This is a genomic window from Acidovorax sp. 56 (assembly GCF_002749705.1).
Taxonomy (GTDB): domain Bacteria; phylum Pseudomonadota; class Gammaproteobacteria; order Burkholderiales; family Burkholderiaceae_C; genus Acidovorax.
Window position 1 is genome coordinate 2,020,446 of sequence record NZ_PEEV01000001.1, and the last position, 15,516, is coordinate 2,035,961.

The following is a 15,516-nucleotide window of genomic DNA, read 5'->3' on the forward strand; positions in this document are numbered from 1 at the left end:
ATCAAACCGCTGCAGCGGCCAGGTGGAGCGGTGTGTGGCGGGGAAGGCCTGCTTGCCACAGCGCACCGTGCAACACCTCGCCCGCCAGCCAGCCGGCTACGCGATGGCGCAGCGCCAGCAGCGCAGGCACATCCACGCCGGTGGCCACGCCCATGCGCTGCAGCATGTATTCCAGGTCTTCGGTGGTGACATTGCCGCTGGCGCCGGGCGCGTGGGGGCAGCCGCCAATGCCCGCCAGGCAAGCGTCAAAGCGGGTGATGCCGGTTTGCCAGGCGGCGTAGGCATTGGCCAGGCCCATGCCGCGCGTGTCGTGAAAATGCGCGCAGGCCAGCCGGTCGCCCACCAGGGCGCGGGCCTTGGCAAACAGGCGTTGCACGCTGGCCGGGTCGGCAAAGCCCACGGTGTCGGCCAGGCTCACGCGGTCGGCCCCCGCGTCGAGCAGGGCTTGCATCAAGCGCAGCACTTCGCTCTCGGCCACCTCGCCCTGCAGCGTGCAGCCAAACGCGGTGCCTACGCCGCCTTCAATCAGCGTGGCACTGCCGGCAGCGTCGCGGGCAGCGCGGATGCGGGCCACCTCGGCCACCACCTCGTCGGGCGTCTTGCGCAGGTTGGCCAGGCTGTGGGCGTGGCTGGCCGACAGGGGCACGACCATCAGGTGCGCGCCACATTCCAGCGCACGCTCTGCCCCTTTGAGGTTGGGCACCAGCACCGAGGCACGCAGGCCCGGCAGCGTTTGCGCGTGGGCCAGCACCTCGGCCGTGTCGGCCAGTTGGGGCAACATGCGGGCGGGGACGAAAGAGCCCACCTCGATCTCGCGCTGCCCGGCGGCGTAGGCGGCGTTCACCCACTCGATCTTCTGGGCCGTGGGCAGCACACGGGCAATGCTTTGCAGGCCGTCACGCAGCCCCACTTCGCGAACGATGGCGCGGGCCACTTGGGGCTGCAGGTCTGACGGGATCGGGGAAGTGCTCACGGGATGTCTCTTTGGGGTGGGTTTGGGGACGATTCTAAAAATTCCAAAAAGAATCAGAAAATACATCTCGGAATCCATAACATTCCCAAGCGGAACATCACACCCCCTGGAGACTTGCCATGCGCGACCTTGATTTGCAGACCCTGCGCCTGTTTGCCGCCGTGTGCGACCAACGCAGCATTGCGCGGGTGGCCGAGCAGGAATCCATCGTGGGCTCGGCCATCAGCAAGCGGCTGGCCCAGCTGGAAGACACCGTGGGCACGCCCCTGCTGCTGCGCAAGCGCCGGGGCGTGGTGCCCACCCCGGCGGGCGAGACGCTGCTGGAGCACGCCCGCACCATGCTGGCCAGTGTGGGGCAAATCGAGCGCGACATGGCCGCGTATGCCACCGGCACCCGGGGCCATGTGCGCATGCTGGTCACTGCCTCGGTCATGGCGGAATCGTTGGCCGATGATGTGGCGGCGTTTTTGCAAGACCCTGCCCACCGCGACATCCAGATCAGCATGGAAGAGCGGGTGAGCCCGGACGTGGTGCAGGGCATTCGCGAGGGCAGCGCGTCAATCGGCATCTGCTGGGACGCAGCCGACCTGAGTGGCCTGCAAACGCGCAGCTACCGCAGCGACCACCTGGCCATCGTGGCCCACGCATCGCACCCTGTGGCACAACTGCCCACGGTGCGCTTTGCCGATGTGCTGGGCTACGAGTTTGTGAGCATGCCCGCGCTGAGCGCGGTGCAGGTGCTGCTGGCCCGCGCGGCGGCGGTGGAGGGCAAGACGCTGGCCCACCGGGTGCTGGTGTCCAACTTTGACGCGGCCCTGCGCGTGGTGCGGGCCAACCTGGCCATCAGCGTGGTGCCCCGCGAGGTGGCTGCGCCCTTTGCCAGCACGGCGCCGGTGCGTATCGTGCCGCTGAGTGACCCGTGGGCCCAGCGCCGCTTTGCCATTTGCTTTCGCGATGAGACGGCGCTGCCCCCTGCAGCGCAGCTGCTGCTGCAGCACTTGGCCGTGCAACGAACGGCTGCGCAGGCCCTGCCCGCGTAGCCTGCGTGCCACACTGCCCAGCCCACCCATGGCCTGGGTTGCCTGTGCCAAAAAGCCGTGGCCGCACGGGCGAAAACCCCTGACAAAACCCCGCTGGGCAGGCATAAAAACAAGGCCCAAAATCAAGGGTCTATCGCATATGCAGATTGCCTTTTGAGCTACCAAACTTGTAGCAAAATAGGTTCCGCGCTATAGTCGCAGCGCATTGGCAGGTGCGCAAGCACCCTGCTCCCAAATAACCGACCCAACACTCGCGCAAGGAGAAGCATCCATGAGCTCCAAAGAAAACGCCGCCATCCACCAGCTGTTTGAACGGCTCGAATGCCGTTACGCGCTGCGCGTGCTGTGGGCCCTGCGGGACGGGCACCCCCAAACCTTCCGCCTGCTGCAAGACAGCGTGGGCGGCATCACCCCCAACACCCTGAACACCCGCATCAAAGAGCTGCGCGAAGCCGGCCTGCTGGACCACGGCAACGACGGCTACACCGTGACCGCCTCGGGCGCCGACCTGCTCAAGCGCCTGAACGATGTGCAAGCCTTTGCCACACGCTGGGTGGCAGGCCGCGCCAAAAAGCAGGCCTGAACCCGGCCCGCTGATGGCAGCGCCCCAGGCGGCGCAAACATCAAGCAAAAACCCCCTAAAGCTTGATAGACAAGCGCTACAAGCTATATTTTCAATAGCAAAAGGACATTCCATGGCCCTCACCACCACCGCCTCTGGCCTGCAATACGAAGACACCACTGTGGGCGAAGGCGCCGAAGCCACCAAGGGCGCCAGCGTTTCGGTGCACTACACCGGCTGGCTGTACAAGGATGGCGAGCAAGGCGCCAAGTTCGACTCCAGCCACGATCGCAATGACCCCTTCGAGTTCTCGCTGGGCGCTGGCATGGTCATCAAGGGCTGGGACGAAGGCGTGCAAGGCATGAAGATCGGCGGCCAACGCACGCTGATCATCCCCGCAGCCCTGGGCTACGGTGCACGCGGTGCGGGCGGCGTGATCCCCCCGAACGCCACCCTGAAGTTTGATGTGGAACTGCTGAAGGTGCGCTGAGCGCTGTCAGCCCCGCGGCTCACGCCCCCCAACAAAAAAGCCAACCGGATCGGTTGGCTTTTTTCATGGTAAATCCGGTGGGTTGGGGCGCCCCTCCATCACCCAAACAGCGCCTTGCGCAGGGGTTCGTACTTGGCCTCTCCCACCGCTTCCTTGATCTTGGGGGCCAGTGCAGCCAGGTCTTCAAAGCTCGAAGCCGCCTCCACCGCCAGGTTCAACCGAAAACCGCGCAGGCCCAGGGCGGCTGTCATGGCCGTGGCCACCGGGTAGGCATCTTTGTAGCGTTGCTGTGACGGCCTGGCAGTCTCGCCCGCCCCGCCCTCCGCAGGGGTTGCCGATGGCGCGGCGGTAGGTGCTGCAACCGCTGCTACGGGCAGGGCACCACCGCCCACAGGGGCCAGCAGGCCTTGCTCGATCATCGCCTGCACATCGTCCTGCGTAATGCCCATGGCGGCCGTGGCGGCCAGCACCTCGCCCAAAGTCCGCTTGCCATCAAACAGGATGAATGCCGAGCGTTGCCTGGACGTCAGCCCACCGTGCCGATCCTTCATTGCATCCTGACCTGCCTGCGTTTTGACGAGAACCATGTGCCTCCTGGGTTTAAATCAGGCTGCACCGCTGGGCGCAACCTGGGGCACAGCGTGGCACATTTGGTGACAATTGGGTATGGGGTTTATCCATAAGAATTGGTTCACCTTTGCCGAACGCCGTGCCGCGCCGGAACAGAAGCCGAATCGCCACCGCAGGTGGCTGAGACAGATTCTCAGATTTCGAGCCGCACCCCGGTGGGCACGGGCGCCGGGCGCGTGATGCGGCTGACCACCGCTGCCGCAACAAACCCCGCCGGCACACCAAACACCCCGGCCGAGATGGGCTGGATGCCAAACCACAGGCCATTGGCCAGCAGCCATCCAGGCAGCGCACCGCGCACAGCAGGCACATGCGAGAGCAGGTAATACACCGCCACGCCCAAGCCCGCCAACATGCCCGCCACCGCCCCCTTGCGGGTGGTGCCGCGCCAGAAAATGCCCAGCACCATCACCGGCACAAAGGCCGACGCTGCCAGCGAAAACGATGCCGAAACCATGGTCAGGATCTCGGACGGTTTGAGCGCTGCCACAAAGGCAGCCGACAGCGCCACCGACAGCAGCGTGAACTTGGTGAGAATCACCCGCTGCTCTGGCGATGCATCGCGCTTGGTGCCTCTGAAGTACAGGTCGCGCACCAACGCATTGCTGATGGTGAGCAGCAGCCCATCGGCCGTGGACAGCGCCGCCGCCAGCCCCCCCGCCGCCACCAGGCCCGACACCACATAGGGCAAGCCCCCCAGCTCTGGCGTGGCCAGCATGATGAGGTCGGCCCCCAGGCGGATTTCGCCAAACTGCACGATGCCGTCGCCGTTGACGTCCTCAATCGACAGCAGCGAGCTGTCCACCCGCGCCCACTGGGCCATCCAGTTGGGCAGGGCCTCAAAGCTGCTGCCCACCAGGTTTTGCATGACCTCGAACTTGACCAGCACCGCCAAGGCGGGCGCGCTCAAATACAGCAGGGCAATGAAAAACAGCGACCACGCCACCGACGCCCGCGCCCCCGCCACCGTAGGCGAGGTGTAGTAGCGGGTGAGCAGATGCGGCAGCCCCGCCGTGCCCACCATCAGGCAGAACATCAGCGCCAGAAAGTTGCGGCGAGCTAGGTCGTATTCATGCTGCTCCTCAGGCGTCCCATTGGGATCGCCCGCATAGGCCTGGCTGTGTAGCGGCAGCCCACCCAAGGGTTTGGCGCGCTCGTAGTTCTCGTGCATTTCGCGGGTCCAGCGTTCGCGAGCACCTGCCACATCGCGGGGCAAGGCGGCCAGTTCGCGGCTGGCCGAGACGATGAGTCCTACGTCGGCGTTCTGGGCACGCAGCAGGTGAATGCGCTCGCGCCCTAATTCGCGCTCGCGCTCCAAGGCGCCTTCCACATCCTGCAGCCGCGCCTCCAGCTCTTTGGCACGGCGCAGATAGGCTTGCACCACCTGGTGCTCAGACGGCGAATCCAGCAGCTGCGCCTCCAGGTCCGCAATCTTGCCAATCTGCGCACCATACACGGCGGGCGCCAACGGGCTGCCCAGTTGCTTGTAGGCCAGCCAGGACACAGGAATCAAAAATGCCAGCAGCAGCACCACGTACTGCGCCACCTGCGTCCAGGTGATGGCGCGCATGCCGCCCAGAAACGAGCACAGCAACACGCCCCCCAGGCCGAGCATGATGCCGATCTCGAACTGCACCCCCGTCAGGCGCGAGGCGATGAGCCCCACCCCGTAAATCTGTGCCACCACGTAGGTGAAAGAGCACAGCACCGCCGCCAGCGCCGCAATGATGCGTGGCCAGCGCCCGCCAAAGCGCACATGGAAAAAATCGGGCACGGTGTACAGGCCCATGGCCCGCAGGTGCGGCGCAATCAGCATCGCCACCAGGCAAAAGCCACCCGTCCAGCCCAGCAAATAGGCCAGCCCACCGGCCTGCCCCGAGGTGCCAGAAAACCCCTGCAGGTACAGCGCCCCGGACAGGCTGATGAACGATGCCGCGCTCATCCAGTCGGCGGCAGCGGCCATGCCGTTGTACATGGGCGGTATGCGCCGCCCGGCCACGTAGTACTCCTCCGAGTCAGACGTGCGCCCGTACACACCGATGCCGGCGTACACCATCACGGTGAGAAAGAGAAAGATCGGCCCGATCCAGTGGCGCGACAGGCCCTGGCTCTCGGCCCAGGTCATGAGGGCCAAAAAGCCCAGCACCCCCAGCACATACAGCAGAAAAAACCGGTGGGGGCGTAAAAAGGAAGGCAGCCACCACCCCGTGGGGCGGCGCTCAGGCACGGTAACGCTCCGCCGATGGGCCAGGCGGCTGACCCCCTGGTGCGTGGGCAGCCGCTGCGGCGCGTGCCGAAGCATCCTGGCGTTCAAACCGGCTCATGGCCCAGGCGTATACCACCACGATGCCGATGAACACCAGCACGGCGCCCTGAGCGGCAATCCAGTAGCCCAGGGGCCAGTCACCCAGGGTGATGTGCTGCAGATCGCGTGCAAAGTAGGTGGCCACAAAAGACACCAGCACCCACACGCCCAGCAACCCGGCCTTGAGCCACAGGTGGCGCACGTCGTGCAGGTCGGGCGGAAACGGCCCCGCAAGCTCAGGTTCGGGCTGCGGGGGAACAGTGGATCGGGGCGCAGGGGCTCGCATCGGTCAGCGTCTCTTCAGCCGTGCATGCCCCAAGTGCCCCGCCTCTGGCCAGGGCGATCAGCCCGCCAGTTGCTGCCAGGTGGCAACCACGCTGTCAGGGTTCAGCGAGATGGACGAGATGCCTTCGCTGGACAGCCATTGCGCGAAGTCGGGGTGATCGCTGGGGCCCTGGCCGCAGATGCCGATGTACTTGCCCTGCGCCAGGCAGGCCTTGATGGCCTGGTGGATCAGCGCCTGCACCGCAGGGTCGCGCTCATCAAAGTCGTGCGCCAGCAACTCCAGGCCCGAGTCGCGGTCCAGGCCCAGGGTCAGCTGGGTCAGGTCGTTGGAGCCGATGGAGAAACCGTCGAAGAACTCCAGGAAGCGCTCGGCCAGGATGGCGTTGCTGGGCACCTCGCACATCATGATGACCTTGAGGTCGTCCTTGCCGCGCTCCAGGCCGTGGGCGGCCAGCAGCTTGGTCACGCGCTCGGCCTGGCCCAGCGTGCGCACAAAAGGCACCATCACCTGCACGTTGGTCAGGCCCATGTCGTTGCGCACGCGCTTGAGCGCCTCGCACTCCATGGCAAAGGCTTCGCCAAAGTCGGCGCTGATGTAGCGCGCCGCACCGCGGAAGCCCAGCATCGGGTTCTCTTCCTCCGGCTCGTAGCGGCTGCCGCCAATCAACTTGCGGTACTCGTTGGACTTGAAGTCCGACAGGCGCACGATGACGGGCTTGGGCCAGAAGGCGGCCGCAATGGTGGCCACGCCTTCAGCGACCTTGTCCACGTAGAAGGCACGGGGGCTGGCGTGGCCGCGCGCCACGGACTCCACGGCCTTCTTCAGGTCGGCATCGATCTGGGGGTAGTCCAGGATGGCCTTGGGGTGCACACCAATGTTGTTGTTGATGATGAACTCCAGGCGAGCCAGGCCCACGCCTTCATTGGGCAGCTGGGCAAAGTCAAACGCCAGCTGGGGGTTGCCCACGTTCATCATGATCTTGGTCTTGATGGGGGGCATGGCGCCGCGCTGCACTTCGGTCACTTCGGTTTCGAGCAGGCCGTCGTAAATGTGGCCAGTGTCGCCCTCGGCGCAGCTCACAGTGACCAGGGTGCCGTCCTTCAGGCGTTCGGTCGCATCGCCACAGCCCACCACAGCGGGAATGCCCAGCTCGCGCGCAATGATGGCGGCGTGGCAGGTGCGGCCGCCGCGGTTGGTGACGATGGCGCTAGCGCGCTTCATCACGGGCTCCCAGTTGGGGTCGGTCATGTCGGTCACGAGCACGTCGCCGGGCTGGACCTTGTCCATCTCGGAGATGTGGTGCACCAGGCGCACGGGGCCGGTGCCGATCTTCTGGCCAATGGCGCGGCCTTCTGCCAGCACGGCGCCCTGGCCCTTGAGCTTGTAGCGCAGCTCGGCCTGGCCCTTGGACTGGCTTTTCACGGTCTCAGGACGGGCCTGCAGGATGTAGAGCTGGCCGTCGGTGCCGTCCTTGCCCCACTCAATGTCCATGGGGCGGCCATAGTGCTGCTCGATCACCAGCGCGTACTGGGCCAGCAACTCCACATCGGCATCGGTCAGCGAATAGCGGTTGCGCTGCTCGGTGGGCACATCCGTGGTTTTTACCAGCTTGCCGGTGGCAGCCTTTTCTTCGGGTGTGGAGAACACCATCTGGATCAGCTTGCTACCCAGGTTGCGGCGGATCACGGCCTTCTTGCCCGCCTTGAGCATGGGCTTGTGCACATAGAACTCGTCAGGGTTCACGGCGCCCTGCACCACGGTTTCGCCCAGGCCGTAGCTGCTGGTGATGAACACCACATCTTCAAAGCCGGATTCGGTGTCGATGGTGAACATCACGCCTGCGGCGCCCAGGTCCGAGCGCACCATGCGCTGCACACCGGCCGACAGAGCGACCACATCGTGCTCAAAACCCTTGTGCACGCGGTAGGAGATGGCGCGGTCGTTGTACAGCGACGCGAACACTTCCTTCATCTTGTGCAGCACGTCGTCGATCCCCACCACGTTGAGGAAGGTTTCTTGCTGGCCCGCGAACGAGGCGTCGGGCAGGTCTTCCGCCGTGGCGGATGAGCGCACAGCGAAAGATGCGCTGGGGTTGCCCGCGCTGAGCTTGGCGAATTCGTCGGCAATGGCCTTTTGCAGATCGGCCGGGAACGGCTGGGCCTCGACCATGGCGCGGATTTCAGCGCCGACCTGCGCCAGGGCGCGGACGTCTTCGGTATCAAGTTTCGCCAGTTTGGCGCTGATCTTGTCGGCCAAGCCGTCGTGGGCCAGGAACTGGCGGAAGGCATGGGCCGTGGTGGCAAAGCCGGTGGGCACCCGCACGCCCTGGGGCAGCTGCGAGATCATTTCGCCGAGGGAGGCGTTTTTACCGCCTACCGACTCGACATCGGTCATTCTCAGGTTTTCAAACGGTACGACCAGGGCGGTCGGGCTGAAAAGTGCAGACATGGGAAAGCTCCAGAAGTTGAAACCGGGTCTGCATGCCTGGCCCCGGCGGGCGTCAGGCAAGCGGCCATGCACAGGCTGCAGCTTTGTCGTTGTGGTTGTAGGCCGACGGTGTGCATGGTGAGAATTTGGATAATTGTGACAATTGTAGGCCCGAGCTTCTGGCAACGGGCTGACGACGCAATAGGACGGACACAAATCGGGACGCAACGCCTGCCCCAACCCTGTTTGGCGTCCATCATGTTTACAAAAGGGCCTCCATGCACACCCGCACCGTATTTTTCGTGTCTGACGGCACCGGCATCACCGCCGAGACCTTCGGCAACGCCATCCTGGCCCAGTTTGAGATGAAGCCCCGCCATGTGCGCCTGCCCTTCATCGACACCGTGGACAAGGCCCACCAGGCGGTGCGGCAAATCAACCACACCGGCGAAGTCGAGGGCAAGAAGCCCGTGGTCTTCACCACCCTGGTCAACATGGAAGTGCTCAAGGTCATCCAGGACGGCTGCAAGGGCATGCTGCTGGACATGTTTGGCACCTTCGTCAACCCACTGGAAGAAGAGCTGGGCATCAAGTCCAACCACCGCATCGGGCGCTTCAGCGACGTGAGCCGCAGCAAGGAATACAACGACCGCATCGAGGCCATCAACTTCAGCCTGGCGCACGACGACGGCCAGAGCAACCGCGACCTGGCGGGTGCCGATGTGATCCTGGTGGGCGTGAGCCGCAGCGGCAAGACCCCCACCAGCCTGTACCTGGCCATGCAGTGCGGCCTCAAAGCGGCCAACTACCCGCTGATCCCCGAAGACTTCGAGCGCCGCCAGTTGCCCCCTGCCCTGGTGCCGTTTCGCAGCAAGATTTTCGGACTGACCATCAGCCCCGACCGCCTGGCGGAGATCCGCGCCGAGCGCCGCCCCAACTCCAAATACGCCAGCCTGGAAAACTGCCGCGCCGAAGTGGCCGAGGCCGAATCCATGATGCGCCGCTCGGGCATCCGCTGGCTGTCCACCACCACCAAGTCCATCGAAGAGATCGCCACCACCATCTTGCAGGAAGTGCGGCCTGAGCGGCTGGTGTATTGAAACGGCAGCGCTCCATCCGGCTGCATGGCAGCACGAGGATCTGGCACAAGACGGCAGGTGCCTGAAGTGTCGGATCACGGCCTCGACGGCCTGGCCATCCATCAAAGAACGCAAAAACAACCACCACGGGGGAGAACCGGACCCATGCTGACCTGTAAACACGCGCTGTGGGGCGCTATCGGCTTGTTGATTGCCCAGCCACTTCTCATGCCGCACGCCCATGCGCAGCAAAGCCGCCAAGTGCCTGCCTACGACAAAGCCCAGACCCGAACGGTGCTTGACCGCAGCGTCTTCTATCTACCGATGTTTGGCGCGGTGTACCGCGACAAATTCACGGCACTGCTGCCGCGCCACCCCAATCTGCGCGGGCTGGTCATTCACAACCATGGCTGCGGCGGCATGTGGGGCTGGGAAACCACCGTGGCGCAGTTCTACTACCGCGAGGGCTTTGCGGTCATCACGCCAGAGTTCGTGACCCGCGAAGGCAACAAGCTGGGTTGCCCTGGAGGAACGTCTGAAGAAATGCTCAAGCGGGCCAGCGAGCGTGCGCGCGAAGGCGTGTATCAAGCGATCAACCCGGCCCGGCTTGACGCACGGGGCGATGACATTGCGGAGGTCATCCGCTGGTTCAAGGCCTACTCGAACCTGCCCATCTTGCTGAGCGGCCACAGCGAAGGCTGCCGCACCACCTACCACTGGGATCGCGCGGATCCTCAGGTCGTGGGTGGCATCTGTCACAAACAAAGCGTGAACCGGCAGTACGAGCACCTGTGGAAGTGGGACACGCGGCTGCCCATGTGGTCTTCCATCGAAGACGAAGACCCCTGGGCCGGAGGCAGCAAGCAGCGGCCCGCCGTGGGGTTTCAGGAAAAGTTCAAGGACCACCCGGAAAACCTCACGGAGTTTCGCTACGCTGGCAACAGCCATGACCCGCTGGTGCGGCCCGGCGAAGGGCAGAGCTTGCGCGAGTGGCTCAACAAGCAGGTCGCTATACCGGCACAGAAAACACAAAATGGCTTCAACTACGAAGATGTGTTGCCGGCAGTGCAGGACGCAGTGGGGCGGTCGGCGCGCTGAAAGGGCTGCACCCCGATGCCAAAAATCGCCGAGACAGTGCCAGGTCTTGGCGATGGCCCACCGGCCCTCTTTCGCAGCGCCCCACAGCCCACCGGGACAGAGAACAAAGGGCGATCCCGCCAAGAGGCTATTTGCTATTTTTTATATAGCACCTAGCGCTTGACTATATTGCGCTAGCAGCCAAATAGTTCAAAAACCTCATCCGCCGCACACCGTCGATTCAGCCGCACAAAAGCAGCTGGCGCACCCCGTCGGCGACCTGCACCTCGGTGCAAACCACGCCCCACACACGGCCCACGGTCTCGGGCGTGATGACCGCATCCACAGCACCAAACTGCCCGCAGCCCTCGGCCAGCAGCACCGCGTCGTGCGCGTAGCGCAGGGCCAGGTTCAGGTCGTGCAGCACCACCACCACGCCCACACCGTGCTGCTCGGCCCAGTGTCGCAGCAGGCGCAAGGTTTGGTGCTGGTGGGCCAGGTCCAGGGCGGCAGTGGGTTCATCCAGCAGCAGCCAGCGGTGCGGGGCGTCTGGCAACGGCTCCCAGATTTGCGCCAAGGCCCGTGCCAGGTGCGTGCGGGCGCGTTCGCCGCCTGAGAGGGTCGTGACGCTGCGCCCAGCCAGATGCGCGACGCCGGTGGCCTGCATGGCGGCGTCCACCACCTGCGCCTCGTTGGCGCTGGGCTGGCGGCGGTGCGGGTAGCGGCCCATGTCCACCACCTCGCGCACCGTGAAGTCAAACGCCACGGCAGTGTCCTGCGGCATCACGGCGCGCCAGCGGGCGATGTGCTCGGGCGGGTGCGCCGTCACCGCCCTGCCTTGCAGTAGCACCTGCCCGTGTGCGGGCTCGGCCAGCCCCGCCAGCAAGCCCAGCAGGGTGGATTTGCCCGCGCCGTTGGGGCCCAGGATGGCCGTCACGCGCCCCGGCGCAAAGGTGCCGCTGGCCCGCACCAACACGGGCTGCCCCGGCGGGGCCACGCCCACATCCAGGCATTGCAACCCGTGCCCAGCGCGGGCCAGCGGTGGCCGCGCGGCCGCCTCTCCTTCTCCCTCTGTCATCCCGTCGGGGTAGCGCCTCACACCCGCCCCTTGAATTGCCGCAGCATGACCAGAAACAGCGGCGCACCCAGCACCGCGGTGAGCACGCCCAGCGGCAGCTCAGCCGGTTTGACCGCTGTGCGCGCCACCGTGTCGGCCAGCAACACCAGCGCAGCCCCCAGCAGGGCCGATGCGGGCAACACCACGCGGTGGTCTGGCCCCGCCAGCAAGCGCACGCCGTGCGGTGCCACCAGGCCGATGAAGCCGATCACGCCCGTGGCGGCGGTGACGGCGCCCACCGCCAAGGCGGACACACCGATGGCCAGGCGCTTTGTGCGCTCCACCGGCACACCCAAGAGGCGCGCCTGCGCCTCGCCCAGCGCCAGGGCATTGAGCGGGCGGGCCAACCAGCCAGCGCCTGCCGCCGCCACGCACACGGCCAACGCCACCGCCGAAGCCGTGTCCCAGCGCGCGCCACCCAGGCTGCCCATCAGCCACATCTGCAGGTTGCGCAGTTGCTCATCGGTCGAGACAAAACTCAGGTACCCCAGGCCCGCCATGGCCAGCGCATTCACCGCCACACCCGCCAGCAGCATGAGCCCCACCCGCGTGCCACTGGCCGACTGGGCCAGCGTGTAGATGGCGAGCGTGACCACCAGCCCACCGGCAAACGCCATACCCAGCAGCGGCCAGCTGCCCAAAGAGCGCGGCAGGCTGGGCCACCACAGGCCACCCAGCACGATGGCCGTGGCCGCCGCCAATGCCGCGCCACTGCTCACGCCCACCAGGCCCGGGTCGGCCAGGGGGTTGCGGAACAGACCTTGCATCAACGCCCCCGCCAGGGCCAGCCCAGCGCCTGCGGCGGCGCCCAGCAGCAGGCGCGGCAGACGGATGTGCATGAACACCAAATGGCCCGAGCCCGCAGGCTCCGCACCGGTCAGCGCGCTTAGCAGCACCTGCAGCAACTCTCGGGGGCTGAGTGCGTAGGCACCCTGGGTGCTGGCAATGCCCAGGGCAAGCAACGCCAAGGCCCCGGTCAGGCCCAGCACCCACCGTGCGGGCAAACGCCGCTGGCTCAGGGCCTGCAGGGCACGGCTGGCGCGCTGCCACCAGGGCAGGCGGGTGTTCAAAGCAGCCATGGCAATGGCCGTGGATGGCATGAAAGTCCCTGTCCGTGCGGATCAAGCCAGCAGGCTGCGCATGCGCGTGTGCAGCGCTTGCACCACACCGGGCAGGCGGGGCCCAAAGCCCAGCAGGTGGTTGGCCTCCATGGCCACCAGGGCCTTGCGGGCAAAGGCAGGGGTCAGGGCCAACTCGGGCCGCTGCCAGAAGGCCTCTTCACCGCCCATGGCTTCGATGCCCTGGGTGGTGTTGAGCAGCACATCGGGCGCGGCCTCGGCCAGGGCTTCGGCCGTCCAGGGGCGGTAGCCCGCAAACCCGGTGACGGCATTGACACCGCCCGCATAGCGGATGAGCGCATCGGCCGCCGTGCCTGTGCCCGCCACCATGGGACTGCCGCCGTGCGACAGGATGAACAGTGCACGCGGCCTGCGCGGGGCGGCAGCCACCTGCTGCTGCACACGGGCCCAGTCGGCATCCAGGCGCACCAACAGGGCTTGGGCGGCGCTCTCGCGCCCCACCACCTGGCCCACCACGGCCACCTTGCGCTGCACTTCGGCCCAGTTGTGGCTGGCGGGCACCAGCTCGATGCGCACCCCGGCGCTGCGCACCTGGTCCAGCACCACACGGGGCCCGGCCTCTTCGGTGCCCAGCAAACAATCAGGCCGCAGCGACAGCAGCCCTTCGGCCGAGAGCTGCCGCATGTAGCCCACCTTGGGCGTGCGCTGGGCGGCTTCGGGGAACAGGCTGGTGGTGTCGGTGCCCACCAGTTGGGCCTGCGCACCCAGCAAGTACACCACTTCGGTCAGCGCGCCGCCCAGCACCACCAGGCGCTGCGCCGCACGTGCAGGGGTGGTCTGCGCCGACGCTGCAATAGGGAAAGCCCATGCCGACGCACCCCATGCGCCCATCGCGCCCAGCACGGCTCTGCGCGGCAATGAACCGGCTGCAGAGCTGGCGGTTTTCATCTCGTGCTTCATGGCTGCAGCACCGGCATGTCGACACGGGGCAAGCCCGCCACCAGGTCGCGCCAACCCATCAGCTCTGCTTGGCCGGGTTTGCGCTCGCCAAAGAACATGCACATCAGCTCACCGTCGTGGTCAAAGGCCTCGACCGAGGTCACCACGCCATCGGCCGTGGGCTTCTCCACCGCCCATACGGCGGCGATGCGGTCGGTGCGCAGGTGCAGGTTGAAGCCCGGGTCCAGCACATTGATCCAGCGGGCCTCGGCCGTGTCCATGGGGCGAATGGTGTGCACCGGCCCCGTGTGGATCTGGATGCAGCCACCACTGCCCACAAACACCATGATGGGCAGCGCGTCGCGTGCGGCGCGCTCGAGCAGCCAGGGCACGGCCTGGGCTTGCAGGCGCTGGGTGAACTGCCCCTCCACCAGCCGAAAGCTCTGCTGCCGCTCTGCGCCAAATTGGCGCAGCAGGCCAAAGAACTCGTGCGTGTCCTGCATGTCGCTCCAGCCCTGGCGCAGGCCCGGGGCGTCAATGTCCCCATCGGTCTGCACGGCAGGCTTGGGGCCTGCGGGCTGGAACACATAGCCCGCGCTGGGCTCGGCAAAGCGCGCCACCACGGCGTTCCACACAGCCAGGTCGGTCTGCTCGCGCACATAAATCTTGTGCACCGCGTGGCCCTGGGCGTTGAAGAACTGCAGGCTTTGCGCGCTCGGGTGGCCGGGGCGGCCCGGCTCCGTCACGGCAAAGCCGGCATGCCACTGGACAAAGAACAGGCGCAGGTCAATGTCTGGCCCCAGCGCCAGCCCCACAGGCCCAGTGGCCGAGACGTTCTGGTACACGCCGGTCTTCTCGTGCACCGTGGATTCATTGCGGGTCAACGCCATCAGCGGGCCGCAGGCCTGCAAGGCTTGCAGCAACTCCAACCACGGCCCGCGCAGCGCCAGTGCCTTCAAGGCATAAGCGTGCTCGCCCGCATGGGCCGCCACCACAGCGCCCTCGGGCTGCTGCATGCGTTCGGCCGCATCGCGGGCGCGCAGGCCCTGGGCGCGCAACGCGGCAAACTGCTCACGGATGGCGGGGGCCAGGGCCGCGGGCGGCACAGCGTCCAACGGCGAAGACAGCACGGCACTCATTGCACAGCCTCCGGTGCGGCCAGCCACAGCGCACGGCGCTGCTCTGCCGCCGTGAGGGCTGCGCTGGCGTGCTCTTGCAGGCCTTGCGGTTGCCAGCGCGCCTGCAAGTTCCACAGCATGGTGCGAAAGTGCGGGCTCAGCGCCTGGGCCTGGCCCAGCGCCTCCAGGTTGGTGGCAATCTTGCGGGCCATGGCTTCGCGGTGGCTGTCGCAGCAAGCCTGCGCGTAACCGGTCATCAGCGCCAACGTGCCTGCCAGCAGGGCTTCCATGCATGGCATGCTGTATTCCTCGTCGCGGTTGGCCTCTGGGGTGGCGGTGTTGTCACCGGGGATGGTGCCCATGGGGTTCTCCTGGTTGGGGTGGACAGGGGTTG

At 66.2% G+C, this 15,516-nt stretch carries 15 protein-coding genes; 5 read left to right on the forward strand and 10 right to left on the reverse strand.

Annotated elements, in window-relative coordinates:
- Position 1 precedes the first annotated feature (1 nt).
- Entirely contained in the window at positions 2–973 is a 972-nt protein-coding gene (locus tag CLU88_RS08930) for a hydroxymethylglutaryl-CoA lyase (RefSeq protein WP_233205414.1), read from the reverse strand.
- Between the two features lie 119 nt (positions 974–1,092).
- Between CLU88_RS08930 and CLU88_RS08935 the strand changes: the two genes are divergently transcribed.
- From CLU88_RS08935 to CLU88_RS08945, 3 genes are all read left to right on the forward strand, one after another.
- Positions 1,093–2,013: a LysR family transcriptional regulator gene (locus CLU88_RS08935; RefSeq protein ID WP_099656282.1), complete on the forward strand. Its 921-nt coding sequence runs from the start codon at positions 1,093–1,095 to the stop codon at positions 2,011–2,013.
- Positions 2,014–2,284: 271 nt separating this feature from the next.
- Positions 2,285–2,596: a helix-turn-helix domain-containing protein gene (locus CLU88_RS08940; protein ID WP_099656283.1), complete on the forward strand. Its 312-nt coding sequence runs from the start codon at positions 2,285–2,287 to the stop codon at positions 2,594–2,596.
- Positions 2,597–2,708: 112 nt separating this feature from the next.
- Positions 2,709–3,065 (forward strand): FKBP-type peptidyl-prolyl cis-trans isomerase, encoded by a 357-nt coding sequence (locus tag CLU88_RS08945; RefSeq protein WP_099656284.1) that lies wholly within the window; start codon positions 2,709–2,711, stop codon positions 3,063–3,065.
- Between the two features lie 98 nt (positions 3,066–3,163).
- Here the strand turns inward: CLU88_RS08945 and CLU88_RS08950 are convergent, their stop codons facing one another.
- The 4 genes from CLU88_RS08950 to ppsA form a co-directional block, all read right to left on the reverse strand.
- Positions 3,164–3,652: a hypothetical protein gene (locus CLU88_RS08950; RefSeq protein WP_099656285.1), complete on the reverse strand. Its 489-nt coding sequence runs from the start codon at positions 3,650–3,652 to the stop codon at positions 3,164–3,166.
- 176 nt (positions 3,653–3,828) lie between these two features.
- Positions 3,829–5,892, reverse strand: coding sequence for a VC_2705 family sodium/solute symporter (locus CLU88_RS08955; RefSeq protein ID WP_099658749.1), 2,064 nt, complete (start codon positions 5,890–5,892; stop codon positions 3,829–3,831).
- A 22-nt stretch (positions 5,893–5,914) separates the two neighbouring features.
- Positions 5,915–6,286: a DUF4212 domain-containing protein gene (locus tag CLU88_RS08960; RefSeq protein WP_099656286.1), complete on the reverse strand. Its 372-nt coding sequence runs from the start codon at positions 6,284–6,286 to the stop codon at positions 5,915–5,917.
- A gap of 57 nt (positions 6,287–6,343) precedes the next feature.
- Positions 6,344–8,734: a phosphoenolpyruvate synthase gene (gene ppsA, locus CLU88_RS08965; RefSeq protein ID WP_099656287.1), complete on the reverse strand. Its 2,391-nt coding sequence runs from the start codon at positions 8,732–8,734 to the stop codon at positions 6,344–6,346.
- Between the two features lie 257 nt (positions 8,735–8,991).
- Between ppsA and CLU88_RS08970 the strand changes: the two genes are divergently transcribed.
- Positions 8,992–9,813: a pyruvate, water dikinase regulatory protein gene (locus CLU88_RS08970; protein ID WP_099656288.1), complete on the forward strand. Its 822-nt coding sequence runs from the start codon at positions 8,992–8,994 to the stop codon at positions 9,811–9,813.
- Between the two features lie 144 nt (positions 9,814–9,957).
- Complete coding sequence (locus CLU88_RS08975; RefSeq protein ID WP_099656289.1) at positions 9,958–10,890, forward strand: hypothetical protein; 933 nt, start codon at positions 9,958–9,960, stop codon at positions 10,888–10,890.
- Positions 10,891–11,110: 220 nt separating this feature from the next.
- Here the strand turns inward: CLU88_RS08975 and CLU88_RS08980 are convergent, their stop codons facing one another.
- The 5 genes from CLU88_RS08980 to CLU88_RS09000 are packed head-to-tail and all read right to left on the reverse strand — an operon-like array spanning position 11,111 to position 15,484.
- Complete coding sequence (locus tag CLU88_RS08980) at positions 11,111–11,947, reverse strand: heme ABC transporter ATP-binding protein (RefSeq protein ID WP_099656290.1); 837 nt, start codon at positions 11,945–11,947, stop codon at positions 11,111–11,113.
- A 17-nt stretch (positions 11,948–11,964) separates the two neighbouring features.
- The gene (locus CLU88_RS08985) at positions 11,965–13,086 is read right to left on the reverse strand and encodes an iron ABC transporter permease (protein WP_233205415.1); all 1,122 of its coding nucleotides are present in this window, start codon (positions 13,084–13,086) and stop codon (positions 11,965–11,967) included.
- A 21-nt stretch (positions 13,087–13,107) separates the two neighbouring features.
- Positions 13,108–14,013, reverse strand: a complete 906-nt coding sequence (locus tag CLU88_RS08990) for a hemin ABC transporter substrate-binding protein (protein ID WP_233205416.1) — start codon at positions 14,011–14,013, stop codon at positions 13,108–13,110.
- 8 nt (positions 14,014–14,021) lie between these two features.
- The gene (locus CLU88_RS08995) at positions 14,022–15,143 is read right to left on the reverse strand and encodes a hemin-degrading factor (RefSeq protein WP_099656291.1); all 1,122 of its coding nucleotides are present in this window, start codon (positions 15,141–15,143) and stop codon (positions 14,022–14,024) included.
- Positions 15,140–15,484, reverse strand: a complete 345-nt coding sequence (locus tag CLU88_RS09000; protein WP_099658752.1) for a hypothetical protein — start codon at positions 15,482–15,484, stop codon at positions 15,140–15,142. Before CLU88_RS09000 ends, CLU88_RS08995 begins: the two co-directional genes overlap by 4 nt.
- Positions 15,485–15,516 lie beyond the last annotated feature (32 nt).